Origin of the sequence: Aurantiacibacter atlanticus, assembly GCF_001077815.2 — a bacterium.
GTDB lineage: Bacteria > Pseudomonadota > Alphaproteobacteria > Sphingomonadales > Sphingomonadaceae > Alteraurantiacibacter > Alteraurantiacibacter atlanticus.
In genome coordinates this window covers 2,441,581-2,462,131 of record NZ_CP011310.1, presented here as the reverse complement: position 1 = coordinate 2,462,131, position 20,551 = coordinate 2,441,581, and the positions used below count along the sequence as shown (strand labels likewise).

The 20,551-nt window shown below is 58.6% G+C and carries 21 protein-coding genes and 1 tRNA gene; 9 read left to right on the top strand and 13 right to left on the bottom strand.

The features are described from left to right. Positions 1-116: 116 nt before the first annotated feature. From obgE to CP97_RS11975, 5 genes are all read left to right on the top strand, one after another. The gene (obgE, locus tag CP97_RS11995) at positions 117-1,199 is read left to right on the top strand and encodes a GTPase ObgE (protein ID WP_048886148.1); all 1,083 of its coding nucleotides are present in this window, start codon (positions 117-119) and stop codon (positions 1,197-1,199) included. Positions 1,200-1,266: 67 nt separating this feature from the next. Next, positions 1,267-2,400 carry a glutamate 5-kinase gene (gene proB / locus CP97_RS11990; protein WP_048886147.1) on the top strand — a complete coding sequence of 378 codons (1,134 nt, stop codon included), beginning with the start codon at positions 1,267-1,269 and terminating at the stop codon, positions 2,398-2,400. Beyond that, positions 2,397-3,305 (top strand): NAD-dependent epimerase/dehydratase family protein, encoded by a 909-nt coding sequence (locus tag CP97_RS11985; protein WP_048886146.1) that lies wholly within the window; start codon positions 2,397-2,399, stop codon positions 3,303-3,305. Before proB ends, CP97_RS11985 begins: the two co-directional genes overlap by 4 nt. A gap of 107 nt (positions 3,306-3,412) precedes the next feature. Further along, positions 3,413-3,943: a hypothetical protein gene (locus tag CP97_RS11980; RefSeq protein ID WP_048886145.1), complete on the top strand. Its 531-nt coding sequence runs from the start codon at positions 3,413-3,415 to the stop codon at positions 3,941-3,943. Positions 3,944-4,037: 94 nt separating this feature from the next. Then, on the top strand, positions 4,038-5,228 hold the full coding sequence (locus CP97_RS11975; RefSeq protein WP_048886144.1) for a cupin domain-containing protein: 1,191 nt from the start codon (positions 4,038-4,040) through the stop codon (positions 5,226-5,228). Positions 5,229-5,328: 100 nt separating this feature from the next. On the opposite strand, the gene CP97_RS11970 is transcribed toward CP97_RS11975, so the two are convergent. The 9 genes from CP97_RS11970 to CP97_RS11930 all read right to left on the bottom strand — a co-directional run bounded on the left by CP97_RS11970 (position 5,329) and on the right by CP97_RS11930 (position 13,344). Next, a complete protein-coding gene (locus CP97_RS11970; RefSeq protein WP_048886143.1) occupies positions 5,329-6,114 on the bottom strand; it encodes a phosphoadenylyl-sulfate reductase in 786 nt (261 codons plus the stop codon). Next, the gene (locus CP97_RS11965) at positions 6,107-6,559 is read right to left on the bottom strand and encodes a DUF934 domain-containing protein (RefSeq protein ID WP_048886142.1); all 453 of its coding nucleotides are present in this window, start codon (positions 6,557-6,559) and stop codon (positions 6,107-6,109) included. Before CP97_RS11965 ends, CP97_RS11970 begins: the two co-directional genes overlap by 8 nt. Then, entirely contained in the window at positions 6,552-8,186 is a 1,635-nt protein-coding gene (locus CP97_RS11960) for a nitrite/sulfite reductase (RefSeq protein WP_048886141.1), read from the bottom strand. The genes CP97_RS11965 and CP97_RS11960 overlap by 8 nt, the downstream gene beginning before the upstream one ends. Continuing rightward, positions 8,186-8,482, bottom strand: coding sequence for a DUF2849 domain-containing protein (locus CP97_RS11955; RefSeq protein WP_048886140.1), 297 nt, complete (start codon positions 8,480-8,482; stop codon positions 8,186-8,188). The genes CP97_RS11960 and CP97_RS11955 overlap by 1 nt, the downstream gene beginning before the upstream one ends. Further along, positions 8,479-9,234, bottom strand: a complete 756-nt coding sequence (gene cobA, locus CP97_RS11950; protein WP_048886139.1) for a uroporphyrinogen-III C-methyltransferase — start codon at positions 9,232-9,234, stop codon at positions 8,479-8,481. The genes CP97_RS11955 and cobA overlap by 4 nt, the downstream gene beginning before the upstream one ends. Positions 9,235-9,426: 192 nt before the next feature. Further along, complete coding sequence (locus CP97_RS11945) at positions 9,427-10,680, bottom strand: mechanosensitive ion channel family protein (RefSeq protein ID WP_048886138.1); 1,254 nt, start codon at positions 10,678-10,680, stop codon at positions 9,427-9,429. Then, complete coding sequence (metC, locus tag CP97_RS11940) at positions 10,677-11,891, bottom strand: cystathionine beta-lyase (protein ID WP_048886137.1); 1,215 nt, start codon at positions 11,889-11,891, stop codon at positions 10,677-10,679. Before metC ends, CP97_RS11945 begins: the two co-directional genes overlap by 4 nt. Beyond that, positions 11,888-12,745, bottom strand: coding sequence for a sulfurtransferase (locus CP97_RS11935; RefSeq protein ID WP_048886136.1), 858 nt, complete (start codon positions 12,743-12,745; stop codon positions 11,888-11,890). Before CP97_RS11935 ends, metC begins: the two co-directional genes overlap by 4 nt. Positions 12,746-12,810: 65 nt before the next feature. Beyond that, complete coding sequence (locus CP97_RS11930; RefSeq protein ID WP_149036468.1) at positions 12,811-13,344, bottom strand: hypothetical protein; 534 nt, start codon at positions 13,342-13,344, stop codon at positions 12,811-12,813. A gap of 114 nt (positions 13,345-13,458) precedes the next feature. Between CP97_RS11930 and queF the strand changes: the two genes are divergently transcribed. Together queF and CP97_RS11920 are read left to right on the top strand one after the other, a co-directional pair. Beyond that, the gene (gene queF / locus CP97_RS11925) at positions 13,459-13,926 is read left to right on the top strand and encodes a preQ(1) synthase (RefSeq protein WP_048886134.1); all 468 of its coding nucleotides are present in this window, start codon (positions 13,459-13,461) and stop codon (positions 13,924-13,926) included. A gap of 93 nt (positions 13,927-14,019) precedes the next feature. Then, a complete protein-coding gene (locus tag CP97_RS11920) occupies positions 14,020-15,324 on the top strand; it encodes a UDP-glucose dehydrogenase family protein (protein WP_048886133.1) in 1,305 nt (434 codons plus the stop codon). A 141-nt stretch (positions 15,325-15,465) separates the two neighbouring features. Here the strand turns inward: CP97_RS11920 and CP97_RS11915 are convergent. The 3 genes from CP97_RS11915 to CP97_RS11905 all read right to left on the bottom strand — a co-directional run bounded on the left by CP97_RS11915 (position 15,466) and on the right by CP97_RS11905 (position 17,779). Continuing rightward, a tRNA-Thr gene (locus tag CP97_RS11915) sits at positions 15,466-15,541 on the bottom strand. A 32-nt stretch (positions 15,542-15,573) separates the two neighbouring features. Further along, positions 15,574-16,458, bottom strand: a complete 885-nt coding sequence (locus CP97_RS11910; protein ID WP_227819597.1) for a hypothetical protein — start codon at positions 16,456-16,458, stop codon at positions 15,574-15,576. After that, positions 16,451-17,779: a replication-associated recombination protein A gene (locus tag CP97_RS11905; protein ID WP_048886132.1), complete on the bottom strand. Its 1,329-nt coding sequence runs from the start codon at positions 17,777-17,779 to the stop codon at positions 16,451-16,453. Before CP97_RS11905 ends, CP97_RS11910 begins: the two co-directional genes overlap by 8 nt. Positions 17,780-17,877: 98 nt before the next feature. On the opposite strand from CP97_RS11905, the gene CP97_RS11900 reads away from it, so the two are divergent. Both CP97_RS11900 and CP97_RS11895 read left to right on the top strand, forming a co-directional pair. Then, positions 17,878-18,828 carry a PadR family transcriptional regulator gene (locus CP97_RS11900; protein WP_053106634.1) on the top strand — a complete coding sequence of 317 codons (951 nt, stop codon included), beginning with the start codon at positions 17,878-17,880 and terminating at the stop codon, positions 18,826-18,828. 80 nt (positions 18,829-18,908) lie between these two features. Then, positions 18,909-19,367: a hypothetical protein gene (locus CP97_RS11895; RefSeq protein WP_048886131.1), complete on the top strand. Its 459-nt coding sequence runs from the start codon at positions 18,909-18,911 to the stop codon at positions 19,365-19,367. On the opposite strand, the gene CP97_RS11890 is transcribed toward CP97_RS11895, so the two are convergent. Further along, positions 19,359-20,540, bottom strand: coding sequence for a glycosyltransferase family 4 protein (locus tag CP97_RS11890; RefSeq protein WP_048886130.1), 1,182 nt, complete (start codon positions 20,538-20,540; stop codon positions 19,359-19,361). The genes CP97_RS11895 and CP97_RS11890 overlap by 9 nt on opposite strands. Between the last annotated feature and the right edge of the window lie 11 nt (positions 20,541-20,551).

Sequence of the window (20,551 nt, the reverse complement as noted above, 5' to 3'; positions counted from 1 at the left end):
GCGCAAACGGGTCCTTTCGGCCCGCCAGCGCGACGCGCGCCCGCACAACCGCCGCAGTCTGCGGCAAGGACAGACTGGGGCGGCAATTGCCCCACGGCGCTTGAGGCCAGATACACATGCATTTTCTTGACCAGGCAAAAATCTATCTCAAATCGGGCGGCGGCGGACCGGGGGCGGTCAGTTTCCGGCGCGAGAAATATATTGAATATGGCGGCCCCGATGGCGGCAATGGCGGCAAGGGCGGTGACATCGTGATGGTGGCCGTGCCCGGCCTCAATACGCTCATCGATTTTCGCTATACCCAGCATTTCAAGGCCAAGCGTGGCGGCCACGGCATGGGCAAGGACCGTTACGGTGCGGGCGCAGACGATCTGATTATCGAAGTGCCTGTGGGCACACAGGTCCTGAGCGAGGACAAGGAAGAAATAATCGCCGATTTCACTCAGGTCGGCCAGCGTATAGTGCTGCTGGAAGGCGGCATGGGCGGGCGCGGCAATGCTTCCTACAAATCATCTACAAACCGCGCTCCACGCCAGCATCAGCCGGGCATTGCGGGCGAGGAATTATGGGTTTGGCTCCGGTTGAAACTGCTTGCCGATGCGGGCCTTGTCGGCTTGCCCAATGCCGGCAAATCCACCTTTATCAATGCGGTGACCAATACCCGCGCGAAAGTGGGTGCCTATGCCTTCACCACGCTCATTCCCAAGCTTGGTGTGGTTAATCACAAGGGCCGCGAATTCGTGCTGGCTGACATTCCCGGCCTGATTGAAGGCGCAGCAGACGGCGCAGGCATTGGCGATCGTTTTCTTGGCCATATAGAGCGGTGTCGCGTGCTGGTGCACCTGATTGACATTAACGGCGAGGATCCGACCGAAGCCATGCGCGTGGTCGATGCAGAGCTGGAAGCTTATGGCGCTGCACTCGAAGAAAAGCCGCGCCTTGTTGCTTTGAACAAGGTTGACCTTGCCGATGCCGAATTGGCCCAGGCTTTCGGTGAAGAGCTGAAAAAGGCGGGCGCAGACGAGGTTTATCCGATTTCCGGTGCAACCGGTGAAGGGATAGAGGCGCTGCTGGATGCGGTGCTCGGCTATCTCCCCCACCGCACGATGACAGAACAGCCCGGCGCTGATCTTGATGATATCGAGAACGGACCGGCCGATACAGGTGATGCTGAAGATCGGCCCTGGTCACCAATTTGATTGAAATGGCGCTTAAGAAATGCTGGCACTGGCCGTGGCCGCGTCAATCCATTAACGGCTCCAATCTATGCCTATACAAAAGCTTTTAGACTTCCGCGATCCCGACGTTTGCGAACGCCTTGTTATCAAGATTGGCAGCGCGCTGCTGGTCGATAGCAGCGGCCAGGTTGAAATCGAATGGCTGCGCACCGTCGTCAATGAAATCTGGACTGCTCGCGAACGCGGCATTGAAGTCGTTGTCGTATCTTCGGGCTCTATCGCCATCGGCGCCAAGAAACTGGGTTTTGCCGGTGGTGGGCGAGAGACACTGGCCGAAGCGCAGGCATCTGCCTCTGTCGGACAAATCGAACTGGCATCTGTCTGGTCGATGCTGCTTGCCGAACGCAAGCTGGTGGCCGCGCAGATGCTTTTGACGCTGGACGATTTTGAAAGCCGCCGCCGCTATCTCAATATCTCGGCAACAATAGGCCGATTGCTGAAGAGCGGCGCAGTGCCCGTGATCAACGAAAACGATACCATCGCCACCGGAGAAATTCGCTTTGGCGACAATGATCGGCTGGCCGCCCGCGTGGCACAGGCCTGCAATGCTGATGGCGTAATTCTGCTGACCGATGTCGACGGCCTGTATGACAGACACCCTGACCACCCCGAAGCGGAACGGCTGGACGAGGTGGACGGCGTTACCGATGAAATTCATGCGATGGCCGATACCGGATCGGGTTCCGGCGTTGGCTCGGGTGGGATGACAGCAAAACTGCTGGCAGCGCAAATTGCCGAACGCGCAGGTATCGCGCTCGCCATTGTCGATGGTCGTCCTGAATTGCCACTGGCCCGCGCCATGGCTTCGCAGGCGGGCACCTTGTTCCTGCCTCAGCGCGAGGAGAGCGGCAGGCGCGCCTGGATTGGCGGACGCATGCGTTTCAACGGTTCCATCGGCGTTGACGATGGCTGTGTCAGGGCGTTGAACCAGGGCAAGAGCGTGCTCGCCGCAGGTATCACGCAGGTTGAAGGCGATTTCGAGCGTGGTGACATCATCGAGGTCAAGGATATCACTGGCCGCGTGGTCGCCAAGGGGCTGGTCGAATATGGCGTGGACGATGTCGAAGCGATCATGGGCCATCAAAGCGACGAACAGGAACAGATATTGGGTCATGCGCCGCGCTCTGCTGTTATTCATCGCAGCCATCTGGTAATGATGTGAATCTGGGGCTGACTGGCGGCACAGGCTTCGTCGGTCAGGCCGTGCTGGATCAGGCAAATGCGCGCGGCTTTTCCATCCGCGCGCTGACCCGTCGTGACCAGTCATCGCGTGCCGCCGTCGAATGGATCGCGGGCGATCTCTCGTCTAGCGATGCCCTGACAGATATGGCGCAGGGGTGCGATGCCATCCTCCATATCGCTGGCGTGGTGAATGCGCCTGATGCTGCGGGCTTCCTTGAAGGCAATGTCACCGGCACGCAAAACGTGGTGCAAGCTGCACGAAAAGCAGGTGTTTCGCGCCTTTTCCTCGTATCATCGCTCGCCGCACGGGAGCCCGGACTGTCCGACTATGGGCGTTCCAAGCAATTGGCAGAAGAGATTGTGCGGCAAAGCGGGCTGGACTGGACGATCATCCGTCCGCCAGCCGTTTACGGCCCGCGCGATACCGAGATGCTGGATCTGTTTCGTGCCGCCCATTGGCGTATCGTTCCCATGCCTCCAAGGGGACGGACCTCGATCATCCATGTCGAAGATCTTGCGCGGCTCCTGATCGACCTGCTTCAGTCGGGGCCGGAGTTGGGTGAACGGATTTTTGAACCGGATGATGGCAAGCCCGGCGGGTGGAGCCATGTAGAACTGGCGCGTGCCATTGGCCGCGCGGTCGGCAAGCCTGTTTGGGTGCCGCATATTCCGGCCGCCTTGCTGGCAGGGGCTGCGCGTCTTGATCGCCTTATTCGCGGTAGTAAGGCCAAGCTGACGCCGGATCGTGCAAGATATATGGTGCATCCTGATTGGGTGGTCGATAAGAAAAAGCGTGTCCCCGAAGAGTTATGGTTGCCAAACATCGTGGCAGTCGAAGGGCTTAGCCAAACTGCGCAATGGTATCGGGATGCTGGCTGGCTCTGATGAATACGTAATTTGTTAATAGCTGACCTTGCTATTGCAGCTTCGAAAGTTATTCTGAAAGCAGGGGGTGCCAGGTAATTCTCTGGCATCGGTATTGGGGTAAAATCATGGCGAAAAGAGCAAGACCGGTTTCGCGCCGTTCTTTTGTTGCATTGGTAACGGGTGCTGCGGCAGCAACTGTTGTCAGTTCACCAGCAGCGGCAGCACAACGCACCGATAGCGATCCAAACGATCCCATCGGCGAGGGCGCCAACTCGGGCCTGACAGACAGCGACACGGGTTCCAATGGTGATCCGCGCGGCAATGGCCGTGGCTCTGGTGTAACGGATGAGGATAGCGGTACCAATGCGGACAGAGCTGGCAATGGCCGCGGCAGGACGTCCGGCATTACCGATAGCGATACCGGAAACAATGCTGACAAGGCTGGTAATGGTCGCGGTAATGGCAGTGGTATAAGTGACGCCGATGATGGATCCAACCGCGATTGCGGTGGACGCGGGCGCGGCAGCAGCACAGGCGTTACGGACAGCGATACAGGCAGCAATGCCGACCGCGGCGGCAATGGCCGCACCGGGGTGACGGATGCCGATGACAGTGACACCGCAGGTTTTGGACGCGGGCGCGGTTCCTGCGCCTGACAATCGGATAGGGTTCATGGCTTGAAAAGGGGAGGGGGCACAGTGGGCGGTCCCCCGCTCCCGGCTGTTTTTCCGATGAGGTTGATTTCAATTCATGATGAATGATCCATCGGCTGCCACTGCGCTGGGAATGCTGATCGCGCCGCTCAGCCCAGCTGAATTCTTTGAACATTATTACGAACGCAAATTTCACCGAAGCCCGGTGAAGCACTCGCAAACATCCGGGCTGCTCACACTCGACCGGATTGACGAAATCATATCCGATAGCGAGTTGCCGCCATCGGCGATCAGCATGGCGAAATCGGGACAGAGTCTTCCCGCTGATGAATATACCTTCAGCAATGGCGTGGTTGATCGCGGCGCAGTGCTCGACAATTTTCGCGATGGCGCCACCATTATTCTGCCACAGCTGCAATTTGCTGATGGCAAACTGTATAATTTCTGCCTCGCTCTGGAACGTCAATTTGGCGCGCGCGTGCAGACCAATGTATATCTCACCCCGCCAGAGGCGCATGGTTTCGGCGTCCATTACGACAATCATGATGTCTTCGTGATCCAGCTTTCCGGAGCGAAGGAATGGGAAATATATGGTGACCGTGAAGCTCTGCCTTTCCGTGGGGAAGGCTTTCGCAAGGGGCAGGATGATACGGGCGAATTGAAGGAGAACTTCGTGCTGGAGGCGGGTGAGTGCCTTTATGTGCCGCGCGGCACATCGCATCGAGCACCTAATCACGGAACCGAGCCGAGCCTGCACATCACGGTCGGCATACTTGTCCAGACATGGGCCGAATTCATGCTTGAAGCCGTCGCAGAGGCCAGCCTGCGCATACCCGAAATGCGCCGTTCGCTGCCAAGGGATTTGTTCTTCGACCGGTCAAAGGCGCAATCTGACCATGCGGCGATGTTTCGCCAATTGGCTGATGACATCGCCGAGAAAGCCAGCTTCGATGCAACACTGGCAGCATTTTCCGGCAATTTCATTCGTGCGCAGGGACCGCGCGTGCGCGGCGCATTGCGGGCGCTGGCCAATGGAATAGGGATGGAGGATCGCCTGACAGTGCGCGATCATATCCTTTTCAGCTTTGAAGGTGGGGACGGTGATCGGCAGATCGTACTCGCCGGATCGAGCATTCCCATGTCAGACAGGCTGGCAGAGCAATTGGACGAACGCATTGGGCAGGGCAGCCTCGCCAAGGCCGATTTCGACGTCGACGATGCAGAAGAACTAGGCGATGTTATTGATTCACTGGTCGCCTATGGCCTGCTGGTCGCAAAACCCAAATGACAATGCCTAACCTGGCGAACTACGCCGAGTGCATCAGCTCACGTTCGTAAGAGACAGCGCAATGGTCGAGCCTGCCGCTGCTTGCGGGGTTTTTTTGCACCTAGAGGAAGGGCTCGTATCCCGGGGGCAGATCCTTTTCATCTGCCTCGACATCATTGGGCGAATGTATGCCGCATTCTGTCTTGTCCCATCCGCGCCAACGCCCCGCGCGGGGGTCTTCCCCTGGCTCCACGGGCGAGGTGCATGGTGCACAGCCTACCGAAAGGAAGCCGTCCGCCTCTAACGGATGGCGCGGAAGATCACGTTTCTCGAAATAGGCTTCGAGATCAGCTTTTACCCAGTCGCCAAGCGGATTGATCTTTAGCCGGCCATCTTCTACTTCAAAACGCGGGATGTCCTGCCGGGTAACCGATTGAAACGCCTTGCGACCCGAAATCCAGCTTTGCAGGCCCTGCTTGGCGCGGGCCAGCGGCTCAACCTTGCGTATTTCGCAGCATCCGTCGGGATCGTATGACCAGCGCAGACCCGTTTCATCCTTGGCGGCCAGAACTTCCGGCCTGGGCTGCACGACTTCGGCGTTTTCAATGCCGAGACGCGATATCAACTCCTCGCGATAAACCAATGTTTCATCGAACATCTTGAGCGTATCTACGAAAATCACCGGAATGCTCTGGTCTGCACGTGCGACAAGGTCCAGCAGCACTGCACTCTCGGTGCCGAAGCTGGACACCACCGCGACCTTGCCCAAGGTGTCTTCGGCAAAAAGGATGCGCAGCATATCAAGCGTTGCCACCCCTGCGAAGCGCGCATTCAGCGCATCGGCATCCGCTGGCGTGAATGCGGGTGCGGTATCAATCCTGTCGATCTTGCGCGCCGCTTCACCCATGGCGCAGGCTCCAGATTGGAACGGCCGGATCGGCTGCTGTCTGATAGACATGTGGAAGGCGTTCCAACGCGGTGGCCACATCGGTTTCGTTCAGCATGGCGGCGGGTGCGAAACTATCAAAACCGCAGCGCCGCATATGGGCGATCTGGTCCACCAGCACATCGCCCACTGCGCGTAATTCTCCGGTATAACCATGTTCGCGCAGCACCCGCGCGGCCGAGTAGCCGCGTCCGTCGCCAAAGCTTGGGAAATTGACTTCCACCAACTTAATGCGGTCAAGATGCGGCAGCAGATCGCGGGCATCGTCGCCCGGCTCTATCCGCACGGCGGCAGAATCCGACTGATCGAGAAAAGCGTCAACCGTCACCTGCGGCACATCCGCCATCGCATCGTCGCGGAAACGAAATTGCACGTTATCGCGGCCAGTTCCCAGGTCTTCAGCCATAAAGCGCCTCCTTGAAGCTATCCATGCCCACGCGGCGATAGGTGTCGAGGAAGCGTTCGCCATCCTGCCGTTGGGCGAGATAGGTATCCGCAACCTTTTCAACGGCATCGACAATGCCGTCCTCGTTAAATCCGGGCCCAGTGATCTTGGCGAGACTGACATCTTCTGCCTCGCTTCCGCCAAGCAGGAGCTGGTAACTCTCAACACCCTTGCGATCCACGCCGAGGATGCCGATGTGGCCCGCGTGGTGATGCCCGCACGCATTGATGCAGCCGGAAATCTTCAGCTTCAATTCGCCCAGAGTGTCACCCTTGCCGGTGGCGGCGAAGCGTTCTGAAATCTTCTGTGCCACTGGGATAGACCGCGCATTGGCCAAGCTGCAATAATCAAGGCCAGGGCAGGCGATGATATCGCCGATCTGGTCCAGATTGGGCGCGCTGAGGTTGGCTTCGTCGAGCTTCTGCCACAATTCGTGCAAGCGGCCGATTTCGACATGCGGCAGGACGATGTTCTGCGTGTGCATAACGCGGCATTCGTCAAAACTGTATTCCTTGGCCAGATCGGCCATCAGATACATTTGCTGCGCCGTGGCATCGCCAGGAATGCCGCCAACAGGCTTTAAGCTGATGACTGCCGATACATAGCCCGGCGCCTTGTGCGGATGCGTGTTGCGATCCATCCAGAGCGCGAAATCGGGATCGGACCGATCAGCCTCCACCGGCAGGCCGCCAAGATAGGCCGGGTCATGAAAAAAGCCTCGAATACGCTCCAGTTCAGCAAAGGGCGGTTCCACACCCTGTCCCAGCAAATGGGCGAATTCTTCTGCTACCTGACGCCGGTATTCATCCGCACCCAATTCATGCACGAGAATCTTGATGCGCGCCTTATACTTGTTGTCGCGCCGGCCATAACGGTTGTAGACGCGCAGCGCAGCTTCCGCATAGGTGACCATCTGGTCAAGCGGAATGGCGGTACCGATAAGCGGCGCGATCATTGGGGTGCGGCCCATGCCTCCGCCTACATAGAAATCCGCGGCGAGTTCACCTGCGTCATCGCGGACAATATTGATGCCGATATCGTGCAGGCGCATCGCCGCGCGATCTTTTTCAGAAGCGATCACGGCGAACTTGAACTTGCGCGGCAGATAACTGAATTCAGGGTGGAAGGTCGACCATTGTCGCAGCAATTCGGCATAGGGTCGCGGATCGACCACTTCATCTGCGGCGGCACCAGCGAAATGATCCGAACTGATGTTGCGGATGCAATTGCCACTAGTCTGGATTGCATGCATTTCTACCTTGGCAAGGTCTGCCAGAATATCTGCAGCATCTTCCAGCTTGATCCAGTTATACTGGATATTCTGCCGCGTAGTGAAATGGCCGTAGCCCTTGTCGTAACGATCAGCGATGTCTGCCAATGCGTGCATCTGGCTGCTGCTCAGCGTGCCATAAGGCACGGCGACGCGCAGCATGTAGGCATGCAATTGCAGGTAAAGGCCGTTCATCAGCCGCAGCGGCTTGAACTGGTCCTCTGTCAGCGTGCCGTCGATACGGCGCTGGCACTGGTCACGAAATTCAGCGACGCGGGTATCAACCATCGCCTGGTCATATTGGTCATATTTATACATCAGATCACCCAGTCCCAGCCTTTTTCCTCGGCTGCTTTCATCGCAAGATCGGGACGCACGGTGGGGCCGAGCGCACGAACGCGGTCCTTGATATGGGCAGGGCGCGGACCGTTATCGGTCAGCTCTGCCGCGATTGAATAAACCGAATTGACGCGACGGGCGGATTCTTCGCGCGCCATGATAGACTCAGCCTCTTCGCCTGCATCGACGGCGTCGGTGATATGTGTGGTCCAGCCCTGGCCGTTCCACCACACGACAGCGCCGCTTTTCAAATCATTGCCGGTCAATATCTTCATGCCGAAATCTCCGAAACGAGCGAGGCCAGCGCGGCGTTTTCGCGCGCGGTCACATCGCCGATGATGATGAGCGCGGGGCTTTTGACCTTATGTGCTTCCACGATGTCTGGCAGCGCCGCCAGCGGTCCACGCAGCACGCGCATGTCAGTGCGGCAGGCGTTTTCGACTACTGCCAGCGGGGTGTCAGGTGCAAGGCCATCGGCCATCAGCTTTTCCGCGATACTGGGCGCGGTCTTTACGCCCATGTAAATGACAAGTGTCCGGCCCTTTCCGGCAAGACCGGCCCAGTCCTGTTCGCTGAGACCCTTGCACTGCCCGGCAACGAAGCTGACGATACTGGCAGCATCGCGGTGAGTGAGGGCGATACCGGTGGCCGCGGCCGCGCCATTGGCGGCAGAAATACCGGGCACCACCTGTACATCAACGCCTGCTGCCTGTGCTGCTTCCATCTCCTCGCCACCCCGACCGAAGACAAAGGGATCGCCGCCTTTCAGCCGCACGACATCGCGTCCTGCCAGTGCCTCACGCACCAGCAGGGCATTGATGTCTTCCTGCGGGAGCGTGTGCTTGGATCGGCTTTTCGCGACGCAGACCATTTGTGCATCGGGGTGCGCCATGTCCAGAATGGCTGGACCGACAAGCCCATCATGCACGATGATTGAAGCGTTTTTGATAAGCCGCGCGGCGCGCAGCGTCAGTAGCTCAGGGTCGCCCGGACCTGCGCCAACGAGATGGATTGTGCCACTTTGCATGGGTGGGGAGATGGCAAATGCATTGTCACCTCGCCAGCGAGAATGCTTTGGCGGGCGTGTAGATGAACTATCAGGGCTGACGGTTGGTGATGCAGTAATCGTCGCGGGGAGGGCGCAAATACGCCATTAACTCATTGTAATCGGCTTGGAAGGCTTTGCAGGAAATCACCGTGAGTGGGAGGTCTGTAGCAGTTAATTTCCGTCCTTCTCGGTGCCATCCATACGTTGCGCAATGGCTGCGACAAGTTGCTGGAACTGGGCATTGTCGCGCAAGTTGAGATCGCGCTGGGGGAACGGGATCTCGATGTTGTTTTCCTGAAAAAGGCCCCACAGCTTGTTCAGCACATCGCTGCGAACATTGCCCACGCCCAGTTCCGGATCGGTGATCCAGCAATGGATGGCAAAGTTGACGCTGCTGTCGCCATATTCGGCCATCCACACGCTGGGACCGGGCGTTTCGAGAACGCGTGGGCAGGACCGGGCAGCTTCCAGCATCAATTCCTGCGCCAGTTTCATATCGCAGGCATAGGAAATGCCGACATGCACCTGCATGCGCACCCTGCGGCTGGAATAGGACCAGTTTTCTACCTGATTAATCATCAGATTTTCGTTCGGAATCAGATATTCGCGTTCGTCACGCGTGGTAATCGATACGGCGCGGATACCGATCTTGCGGATTTGTCCGAATGTCTCGTTACCGGCCTGATCGGCAATGGCGATCACATCACCTGGCTTGATGGATTTGTCCATCAGCAGGATGATCCCCGCGATCAGATTACCGAAAGTTTTTTGCAGGCCAAAACCGATGGCAAGGCCGAATGCGCCGGAAAAGACTGCAAGGGCGGTAAGATCAATGCCAAGCAGATCTATTCCGATCAGGAAGGCGACTGCCCAGATGATGATGGTGATAAGCTTTTCGGCAAGCAGTCTCTGGGAATCGTCCAGCTTGCTGGCTCGCCGCAAGCCTCTGCGACTGAGGCGGGTGAGCCCCCATGCAATTGCCACGGCAAGCAGAACGACGCCGATAGACACGGCGGCATCCCAAAGCGAGACGCGCATGGACCCGACTTCAAGCGCCCATGAATCAAGCGTTGTGACAATGTCGCCGATAGTTTCGCTGCGTTCGGTGACAGCTTCCCTCAGATCGTCGGAAGAGGACAGGGCCGTGGTCGGTTCGACATCGGGAAGAGGCACATCCGTTTCCGAATTATCCGCAAGTGCGAGCAAGGGTTCCCTTGTTTCGGGGTCAAGCATTGCTTCACCGGTCTCAGGATCGAGGATTGGGACTGCTTCACGCGCTGGTACACCCATCATCTGCTCGCCCGTTTCAGGGTCGATCAGTGGCTTTCCTGTCGAAGGATCAAGCAGTGGCACGGCATCTGCCGACGCGCTGGCCTGATTGTCAGACCCCATTTCGGTCACGGAATTAGGCAGGCTGGCGGTCATGTATGTCCCATGGCAGAAAATCCGCGTGTCAGATCGCGAATAAGGTCGTCAGTGTCCTCTAGACCGATGGCCAGGCGAACGCCAAGCCCGCATCCCCGGTCTTGCCCCCGGGGCCATTCATGAAAGTCTCGGATCTTGCCGGGATCGACTGGAATGGCAAGGCTTTCAAAGCCGCCCCAGCTAAAGCCGATACCGAACAGATCAAGCGTATCAATAAAGCGCGCGCGCGCTGCCTTGTCACCATTGCGCAATATAAAGCTGAAAAGACCGCAGCCGCCGGTAAAATCGCGGTCCCAAAGCTGATAGCCCGGCGCACCGGGAAGCATGGGGCACAGCACTGCGGAAACTTCATCACGCGATTTTAGCCATTTGGCAAGTTCAAGCGCAGTTGAGCTTGTGCGTTCTAGCCTGACATCCATTGTACGAAGCCCACGTAGGGCGAGGGCAGCATCATCAGGTGAAACAACCTGCCCCATATATTGCGCTTGTAGCCGTATCCGTCCGATCAGAGGGTCTTTGGCAGAGGCACTGCCCATCATAAGGTCCGAATGCCCGCCGACATGTTTGGTAAGGCTCATCAGGCTGATATCGCAGCCGTGCGCCAGTGCTGCAAAACCTAGCGAAGATGCCCATGTGTTGTCGATGACCGAGATAACGCCCTGTTCGCGTGCGATGGCTGCAAGCGCGGGAATGTCGCACACTTCCATCGTCAGGCTGCCTGGACTTTCCAGCATAACCACCTTTGTTTTGGGCCCGATCATCTTGGCGAAACCTGCCGGATCAAGCGGGTCGAACGAACGTGACGTGATGCCCATCCGCGAAAGCATACCCGCGGCGATGGCGCGCGTGGGTTCATAGGCATTATCAGTGAAAAGCAATTCATCGCCCGGGGTCAACAGGGCGAGCAGCGTTCCTGAAATCGCCGCGACGCCGCTGGGGAACAGCTCCGTCCCGTCTGCGCCCTCTTCAAGCCCGGTCAGCGCATCGGCCAGCGCCCATTGCGTGGGGCCACCGCGTCGCCCATAATAGAAATGCCCGTCTGCATTGGGGCGCCCTCGCGCCAGGTCGGCGGTATCCTCGTATAAATGGGTGCTGCTGCGCCATACGGGCGGGTTGACCACAGCGCCGGGCTGGCCCGCAACGCTCGTCCATGCCTTGCGCCGCCCCGCTTCCACCAATTGCGTGGCGGGCTTGTGGGCTTTGTCGCTCAAGCACCGTCTCCACTTGCCGGACCTGTTTCGACTGCCAACGTGGGATCCGCGCCCCACTCGCTCCAGCTGCCATCGTATAATGTGCCGTCCTGTCCGATCAGATCCATGGCGAACAGGAGGACGCAGGCGGTTACACCGCCCCCGCAAGTGGTGATGACCGGGCGTTCAAATGCGATTCCGGCCTCGGCAAAAACGCTGCGTAGCTGGTCAGATGGCAGAAATGTACCGTCCGCCGCCAGAACTGCATCGTAGGGCAAATTGCTGGATTTGGGGATGTGTCCGGAAGCGACGTCGGGACGAAAATCTGCTCCGTCACCGCGGAAGCGCCGCGCATCCCGAGCATCCACCACCTTGTTTTCCTGCGTGGCAAGGTTGGCGAGCATGTCCTGCTTATACGATATCGAACCTGTCCCGCCGCTGGAGCTGAAGGCACTGGGAGGGCTGCTTTCATCCAGACCGCTGGCAATGGGGCGGCTCTCGGCCAGCCATTTTTGCAAGCCACCATCGAGGATCGCGAATTCCTTCACCCCGAACAGGCGGAAAATAAACCATGCCCGCGCAGCAGTCCGAAGATCGCTATTGTCATAGATTATGATGCGGCTGGCTGGGGAAACGCCAAGCGCGCCCATCCGGGCATCGAATTGCGCACGCGTTGGCAGTGCGGCTGGAACATCGCTATATCTGTTGGTGAGCGATCTGAGGTTAAGAAAGCGTGCCCCCGGAATACGGGTTTCAGCATATTCCTGGCGCGGATCGCGGGCCGCCATGGGCAGATGGAGCGAGGCATCCAGGATCACGAGATCGGGGGAGCCCAAATGGTTTTCGAGCCAATTTGTGGAGACAAGAGATTGCATCAGCACGGGCCTAGCCTGTGCGCGCGCCAAGGTAAATCACCACGCGCGCGCCAAGGCATGTCAGATCACCAGATGGCGCGGGCGGCCAGTCGCGAATGGATCTTTAATCCGCCATCAAGCTGCAAGGCGCGCAGACGGTTATCGTTCGGCTTGGGTGGATTGCCGATGATGAAGGCCATGCGAAACGGCAGCATGCCTGCCCCCACCAGCCGAAATCGCGCCAGTGGCAGAATAAGTCTGTCAGGCGCATTGTCCACCGGCCGCACTTCATCGCGCATCAGGTGCCACTCGCCCGCCAGACTTTCCTTTTCGCCTGGTGCCAGCAGGGGAATCGCTTGTGGTTGTGCATCGGCCATGTCCGGTCCGCCAAGCTGTTCATTGCTGGGTATGGAACTGTGGGCGCTGACCAGATCGCTCCAGATCCTGAGCGAGACGACATGGGCATCCCCGGTATTGGTCATAGTCAGCCGCCAGTTCAGCGACACCTTGCTTTGCCCGATGGATATCCGGGCCGGGGCAAGCGCCAGTGAAAGCGCGCCTCTCGCCGGGTTGGCCGCTTCCTCAGAATCGTCCTCAATCAGCTGTTCTTTTTGGTCCATTACCAAATATCGCCCTGTTTGCCCGAACTGCGTAATACCAATGAACCGGCCTGGAAAGCGCAACCGCCTTATGACGGCTTGTGCCGCCGCGCGCTTCGCGCCATCAGGCTGCATATGACGAATACACAAGAACCTGCCCAACCGATGCATTTGGGAAAGCAGACGGGTCTGCCCGCCTCTCCTGAAGAAGCCGTGCTGGATTATGTGCCGAACCCGCGTGCAGGGGCGATTTATATGGTGCGCTTTGCCGCGCCTGAATTCACCTCGCTCTGCCCGGTGACCGGCCAGCCGGATTTCGCGCATCTCGTCATCGATTATGCGCCGGGCGAGACGATCGTTGAATCCAAGAGCCTCAAGCTGTTTCTGGGCGCGTTTCGCAATCACAATGGTTTCCACGAGGATGTGACCGTGGGCATAGGCCAGCGCCTGTTTGAAGAAATGGCGCCACGCTGGCTGCGGATTGGCGGATATTGGTATCCGCGCGGCGGCATTCCCATCGACGTTTTCTGGCAGAGTGGGGCTGCACCAGAGGGGTTGTGGCTACCTGACCAAGGGGTGGCGCCATATCGTGGCCGCGGCTGACACACTGATTTAATCACCTAATGCGATGGAGATTGCGCGAACGATCGGGGGATCGGCGTAATCTTCATAAGCTGACCAATTAAAGGAGTTTTCATGCGTATCGTTATGATCGGCACCGGCTATGTGGGCTTAGTTTCAGGCGCATGTTTTGCAGATTTCGGCCACGATGTTGTTTGCGTTGACAAGGACCAATCCAAGATTGACGCCCTGCTGGCGGGAGAGATCCCGATTTTCGAGCCGGGGCTGGATGAGCTTGTGGCAAAGAATGTCGAAGCGGGCAGGCTGTCCTTTACACTTGATGTGGCGCAGGCGATGCCCGGCACCGATGCCGTGTTTATTGCGGTGGGCACGCCATCGCGGCGTGGTGACGGCCATGCCGATTTGTCCTATGTCTATGCGGCCTCACGCGAAATGGCCCCGCTCCTCCCCGCTGGCGTTGTCGTGGTAGACAAGTCGACCGTACCCGTGGGCACTGGCGATGAAGTGGAACGCATCATCCGCGAAGAAGCGCCCGATCTTGAATTCTCGGTTGCGTCCAACCCGGAATTCTTGCGCGAAGGTGCCGCGATTGACGATTTCAAACGGCCCGATCGCGTGGTCATCGGCGTGAATGACGAGCATGCAGAAGCGGTGCTGGCTGAAATTTATCGCCCGCTTACCCGTAACGAATCTCCGCTTGTCTCCATGAGCAGGCGTGGCGCGGAATTGACCAAATACGCCGCCAACGCCTTCCTCGCGACGAAGATCAGCTTCATCAATGAAATTGCGGATCTGTGCGAGAAAGTGGGCGCGGATGTGGGCGATGTGGCCAAGGGCATTGGCCTCGACAGCCGTATCGGCAACCGCTTCCTGATGCCGGGACCGGGCTATGGCGGCTCATGCTTTCCCAAGGATACGGTGGCCCTGCTCAAAACCGGGCAGGATTTCGAATCACCGCTGCGGATCGTGGAAAGTGTGGTGGCCAGCAATGACCAGCGCAAGCGCTCCATGGGTCGCAAGGTTATTAATGCGATGGGCGGAGGCGATCTGCACGGCAAAACCGTTGCCGTCCTTGGTCTCACCTTCAAGGCCAATACCGATGACATGCGTGACAGCCCGGCAATCAGCATTGTGCAGGCGCTTCAGGATTCAGGCATTTCGGTGAAAGCATATGATCCAGAAGGCATGGATCAGGCCGCTGCCGTCTTGTCCCATGTGACCTATTGCGATGGACCTTACGATGCACTGGACGGCGCCGATGCGGCGGTCATCGTGACAGAGTGGGATGCGTTTCGCGCGCTGGATCTGGGGCGCGCAAAAGAATTGCTCAAAGCGCCGCTATTGGTCGATTTGCGCAATCTCTACAGTCGCCCCGATGTCGAGCGACAGGGTTTCACCTATGTTGCAATAGGGCGCTAAGCTGCGGCTTGGGCAAGACAATTGGGCGCAGACAGGATTTTCAGATGAGTTACGGCGCAGTTTAACGCTGCGCTGTAACTCTCGCATAATGCTGCAACGCAGCTGGCGTATCTTCTACTTAAACATGGGGATGATGCTGCGTGGTGCCGGCTGAAGGATTCGAACCCTCGGCCTGATGATTACAAATCAACTGCTCTACCAACTGAGCTAAGCCGGCACATCGCGTCAGCATCTGCGCGGCCCTTTGCCTCAGCTTACGCCGAAGGTCCAGCCCTCCATTTGTGCTATTTTCGCGTTTAGGCCTTCTGGTTGCCAATATGCACCGTTTCGACTGGCAGTGCGGAGCCATGCCGCAGTGACCAGCGCATCCGATGAATGGTCGTCTATCGGACCTGCTTTGCCGAGCGGTGGACTGCCCAGATTGGCCAGCGCGATGTCCAGATCTTCATGGCTGCGGATCTTGCTGCGCGAGGCGCTGCGTCCGGCCGCCATGGCTGCCAGTGCGGTGTAGATTTCCACCACGACAGAACCATTTTGCGGCAAGGAGTCTATCGGCCAGACCGGCAGCCGTCCCGTCAATCGGTGCAGGACGCGCATGCCCGTGAGGCTGGATTTGCCGACCTGAGCCGCGCCCACAAGGTTGAAATTGGAATAGGGTTTGCAGCCCATCAAAGCCTGCGCGCATTCGGTGACACGGAACCGTCCACGCCCACCGCCAAACGCAACGCCTTCGCGCCCGCCGTGGCGGCGAAAATACCGGCTGGCGATCGGATGATCGACAAAACTGGTCGCAGAAAGATGTTCATCAGCTGCGCAGATCTGATCAACCATTGCCCATAACGACCGTGCATCGGGCGGGCTATCCTCCCAGCCGGGGAAAAAGGCCTTGCGATCCAGGAATGGCAGCGATGTGCCCAGATCAAGCCCGATGAGCGAATTGGCAGGGAATTCCTCTGTCAGGAGACGCAAGATTTCCTCGCGCGTCCAGCCTTGCGGTGCAGGCACCAGCACGGGCGGGCCACCCGCCGCATCGGCAATGGCGACAGCTATGCCCCTGTGCCGCGAGCCTATGGCACCTGACCAGTCTATGGCGACGAAGTGGTCAAAGGCGCGTGCTATTTGCTGTTTAGTCACGGCCCTGACGCAGCTTATCCCAATAGGCCAGCCGCTCCCTCACCTTGCGTTCGAAACCGCGTTCAACGGGCTGGTAAAAGCTTTGCGGCTGCATTTCTTCAGGCCAATAACTGTCGCCGGAAAAACCTTCTTCCGCGTCATGGTCATAGGTGTAGCCTGCGCCATAGCCTGCCTCTTTCATCAGCTTGGTCGGCGCATTGACGATGTTCATAGGCGGCATCAGGCTGCCCGTTTCCTTCGCGCTTTTCCATGCGGCTTTCTGCGCCTTGTAAACGGCATTCGACTTGGGTGCTGTCGCCACGTAAATGCAGGCTTGCACCAGCGCCAGTTCCCCCTCGGGGCTGCCAAGAAACTGATAGGCGTCCTTCGCCGCCATGCATTGGGTGAGCGCGGCGGGATCGGCCATGCCGATATCCTCCACCGCCATGCGCACCAGACGGCGTGCCAGAAACAGCGGCTCTTCTCCTGCCACCAGCATGCGCGCCATGTAATAAAGCGCGGCCTGCGGATCAGAGCCGCGCACCGCCTTGTGCAGCGCGGAAATGAGATTGTAATGCCCTTCGCGATCCTTGTCATAGACAGCGACGCGCCTTTGCAGGAACAGCCCCAGGGCTGCCGGATCGAGCGGCGCCGTAACATTCGCGCTATAAAGCGTTTCGGCCTGGTTGAGCAGGAAACGGCCATCGCCATCCGCGCTGGCGATCAGCGCGTCACGTGCTGGCTCGGTCAGGGGGAGGGGGCCTTCCAGTTTCTCTGCACGCGCCAGCAATCTGCCAAGCGCCTCTGCATCCAGCCGGTGCAAGATCAACACCTGCGCGCGGCTGAGCAGTGCCGCGTTGAGTTCGAAGCTGGGGTTCTCTGTCGTCGCTCCCACCAGTGTCACCACGCCGCGTTCGACGAAAGGTAGAAAGCCGTCTTGCTGCGCGCGGTTGAAGCGGTGGATCTCGTCTACGAACAGCAGGGTCCCGCGAAAGCCGGGCGGACCCGCCTTTTTGGCGGTCTCTGCGGCGGCGAAGGCTTTTTTTAGATCTGCAACGCCTGAAAAGACGGCGCTGACGGCTTCGTATCGCATGCCCACGGCATCTGCCAGCAGGCGGGCAATACTGGTCTTCCCCGTCCCCGGCGGACCCCACAGGACAAGGCTGGATAGCTTGCCAGCCGCCACCATGCGCCCGATGGCGCCTTCCGGGCCGGTAATGTGTTCTTGCCCTATCACCTCGGCAAGATTTCGGGGCCGCAGCCTGTCCGCCAGCGGCGCGTCCTCGGATGGCGCATCGGGCCCATTGGCAGGCGGGACATCATCGGCGAAAAGATCTTCCATGCAGACATCTTTAGCGGGTGGAGATTATTTTGCACCGCCTCTTGTTACGATAGGTCTACGATATATCTTAAGACTGGGACGTTAGCAGGAGTATTGGCATGGCCAAGAATGATGAAAGCCGCGCAAAGGGAGGCAAGCCCGGAAGGGCGGCAAAATCCGGCAAGCTCACCAGTCGCCGTGAAAAAGCGCAGGAAGAGGTGGTTGAGGCCGAGGATATCGAGCCGCTGGAAGGCTGGGGCCCGCCTGAAGGCGAGGATTTCGATGTCGAGGTGGATATCGATATCGATATCGATATGGACGACGATGATGAAGACAATGCGGAACGCGCAGAGCGCCGCCGTCGCCGTCGTGAATTCAAACGCCAGTTCAAGCGCGAAATAAAGCGCGAGATCAACCCGCAGGCTTTCTTCGGTTCGGATGGGCCGTTCGGCCCCGGAGGCCCATTCGGTCCGGGTGGACCATTCGGCGCCAAGGGCCTGTTTGGTCCAGGCGGATTTTTCGGTCAGGGCGGATCGCGCGGTGGCGATCGCGAAGGCCGAGGCTGGGGCGCGATGCAAGGCGGTCCACGGCGCAAACGCCAACGCATGTTTGGCCCCGGCGAATTGCGATTGGTGCTGCTTGCCATGCTGGCCGAGGAACCGCGTCACGGATATGAGCTTATCAAGGCGCTGGAAGAAATGACCGACGGGGCATATTCACCCAGTCCGGGCACTATCTATCCCACGCTGCAATTACTCGCTGACGAAGGTGTCATTGCCGCGCAGGACAGTGAGGATGCGCGCAAGCTCTACCAGGCCACCGATAGCGGACTGGTCGAACTGGAAGAGCGCAAGGACGAGCTTGAAGATCTTTGGCACAGGTTGGGCCGCCGGTTCGAGCGGCGTGCACAAGGTGAAAGGCCGACCGGTTCGCCCGATCTGCTCAGATCACTGGGAAATCTTGCTTCCGTCGTCGCCAACAAGGCGTCCAATTCCGGATTCAATGGCATGGATAAGGACGAAGTGATCGATTTGATTGACGATCTGGCCCGCAGGATTGAACGATTGTAGTTCATGTGAACTGAAGCGCTAATTTGTAAATCGCACTTTACGTGATATCTCTCCTCCGGGACAATACGGGGGAGAGGATCATGATTACAGAAGATCGGCCGGCCACGCCATGGCATATATGGGTCGTAGGTGTAGTTTCGCTGCTGTGGAATGCAGGCGGCGCCTATGATTACCTGATGACCCAGTCGCGGAATATGGATTATCTTCAAGCGACTGCGGACAGGGTCAACATGCCGATTGACATGATGGTCGGTTATTACACCGGTTTTCCTGCCTGGGCAGATGCCACATGGACGCTGGGTGTCTGGGGCGCGGTGTTCGGCTCGCTGCTCATCCTCTTGCGCAGTCGGTATGCTTTTCACGCATTTATCGTTTCCGTCATCGGCATCATCGGCACCACGATCTACACGCTTGGTTCCAGCGTGCTCGCTGAACTCACTTCGAACTATGCGATGCTGTTCAGTGCGGCAATCGCGGTGGTGACAGTGCTGCTGGCAATATATTCTCGCAGACAGACGGCTGCAGGCGTTCTACGCTAGGAGGCGCTGGACAGGTTCGCTGCCTGCACCGCCGCGTTCTGACACCAGCCGTAAATAGACATTGGCGACGGCAGAATTGATTGCGTCCCACGCATAATCGCGGCTGCGCCTTTCGCCCGCCGCGCCATGTGCCTCGCGCAGGGCAATGTCGCTGATGTAAGCCTGCACGGCATCGGCAAAGCCGGCTGTATCGCCTGGTGTCACCAGGCGTCCGGTTTCGCCCTCATGCACAAGACTGGTGCTACCCGTCGCGCGTGCAGCGACCACTGGAATACCGCTTGCCATCGCCTCCAGCGTCACATTGCCGAAAGTTTCCGTTATTGACGGGTTGAGCAGCAAATCCATGCTCGCCACGGCACGGCCCAGATCGTTGCCGCCCTGAAAGCCGACGAATACGGCATCGGGGCACTGTTCCTTGAAGAAATCCTTTGCCGGACCTGCACCAACTACAAGCACCTTGTGTGCCACGCCGCGCTTTCGCAGCTCCTCCACCGTCTGGGTGAAGACGTCCAAGCCCTTTTCCAGCACCAGCCGGCCAAGAAAACCGATGGCAACATCATCATCGCCGATATTGTGGCTGCGTCGCCATGCAAGATCCCTGCGCGACGGATCAAAGATCGTGCGGTCCACGCCGCGCGCCCAGATGGCGATGTCGTCTCCCATATCCTGTTCGCGCAGAACTGCAGCCATGCTTTCCGAAGGGGCAACCAGCGCATCGCAGCGATTATAAAAACGCCGCAGGATGGACACGGCCACCGGTTCTAGAAATGCCATCCTGTAATAGCGCGGATAGGTTTCAAACCGCGTGTGCACGCTGGCAAGGATCGGCAGACCTTTGTCACGCGCCCAGCTGACCGCCGCATGGCCGGTAAAGTCAGGGGAGGATACGTGCACGACATTGGGCGCAAATGCCGCCAGATCGCGCTTCACATCGGCATTGAAGCCCAGCGGCAGGCGATATTCACCGCGGCCCGGGATCGGCACATTGGGAACGCCCACCAATTCGCCTGCGGGCGGGAATGCAGGTTCTTCCACCTTGGGTGAATAGACACGCACCTCTGCTCCCTGGCGCAGCAAATAATCGACCAGGCGGTTGAGCGCCTGGTTGGCACCATCACGGACATAATTGTAATTGCCGCTGAAAAGAGCAACGCGGAGGTCGGCAGGTTTCATGCGACAGCCTT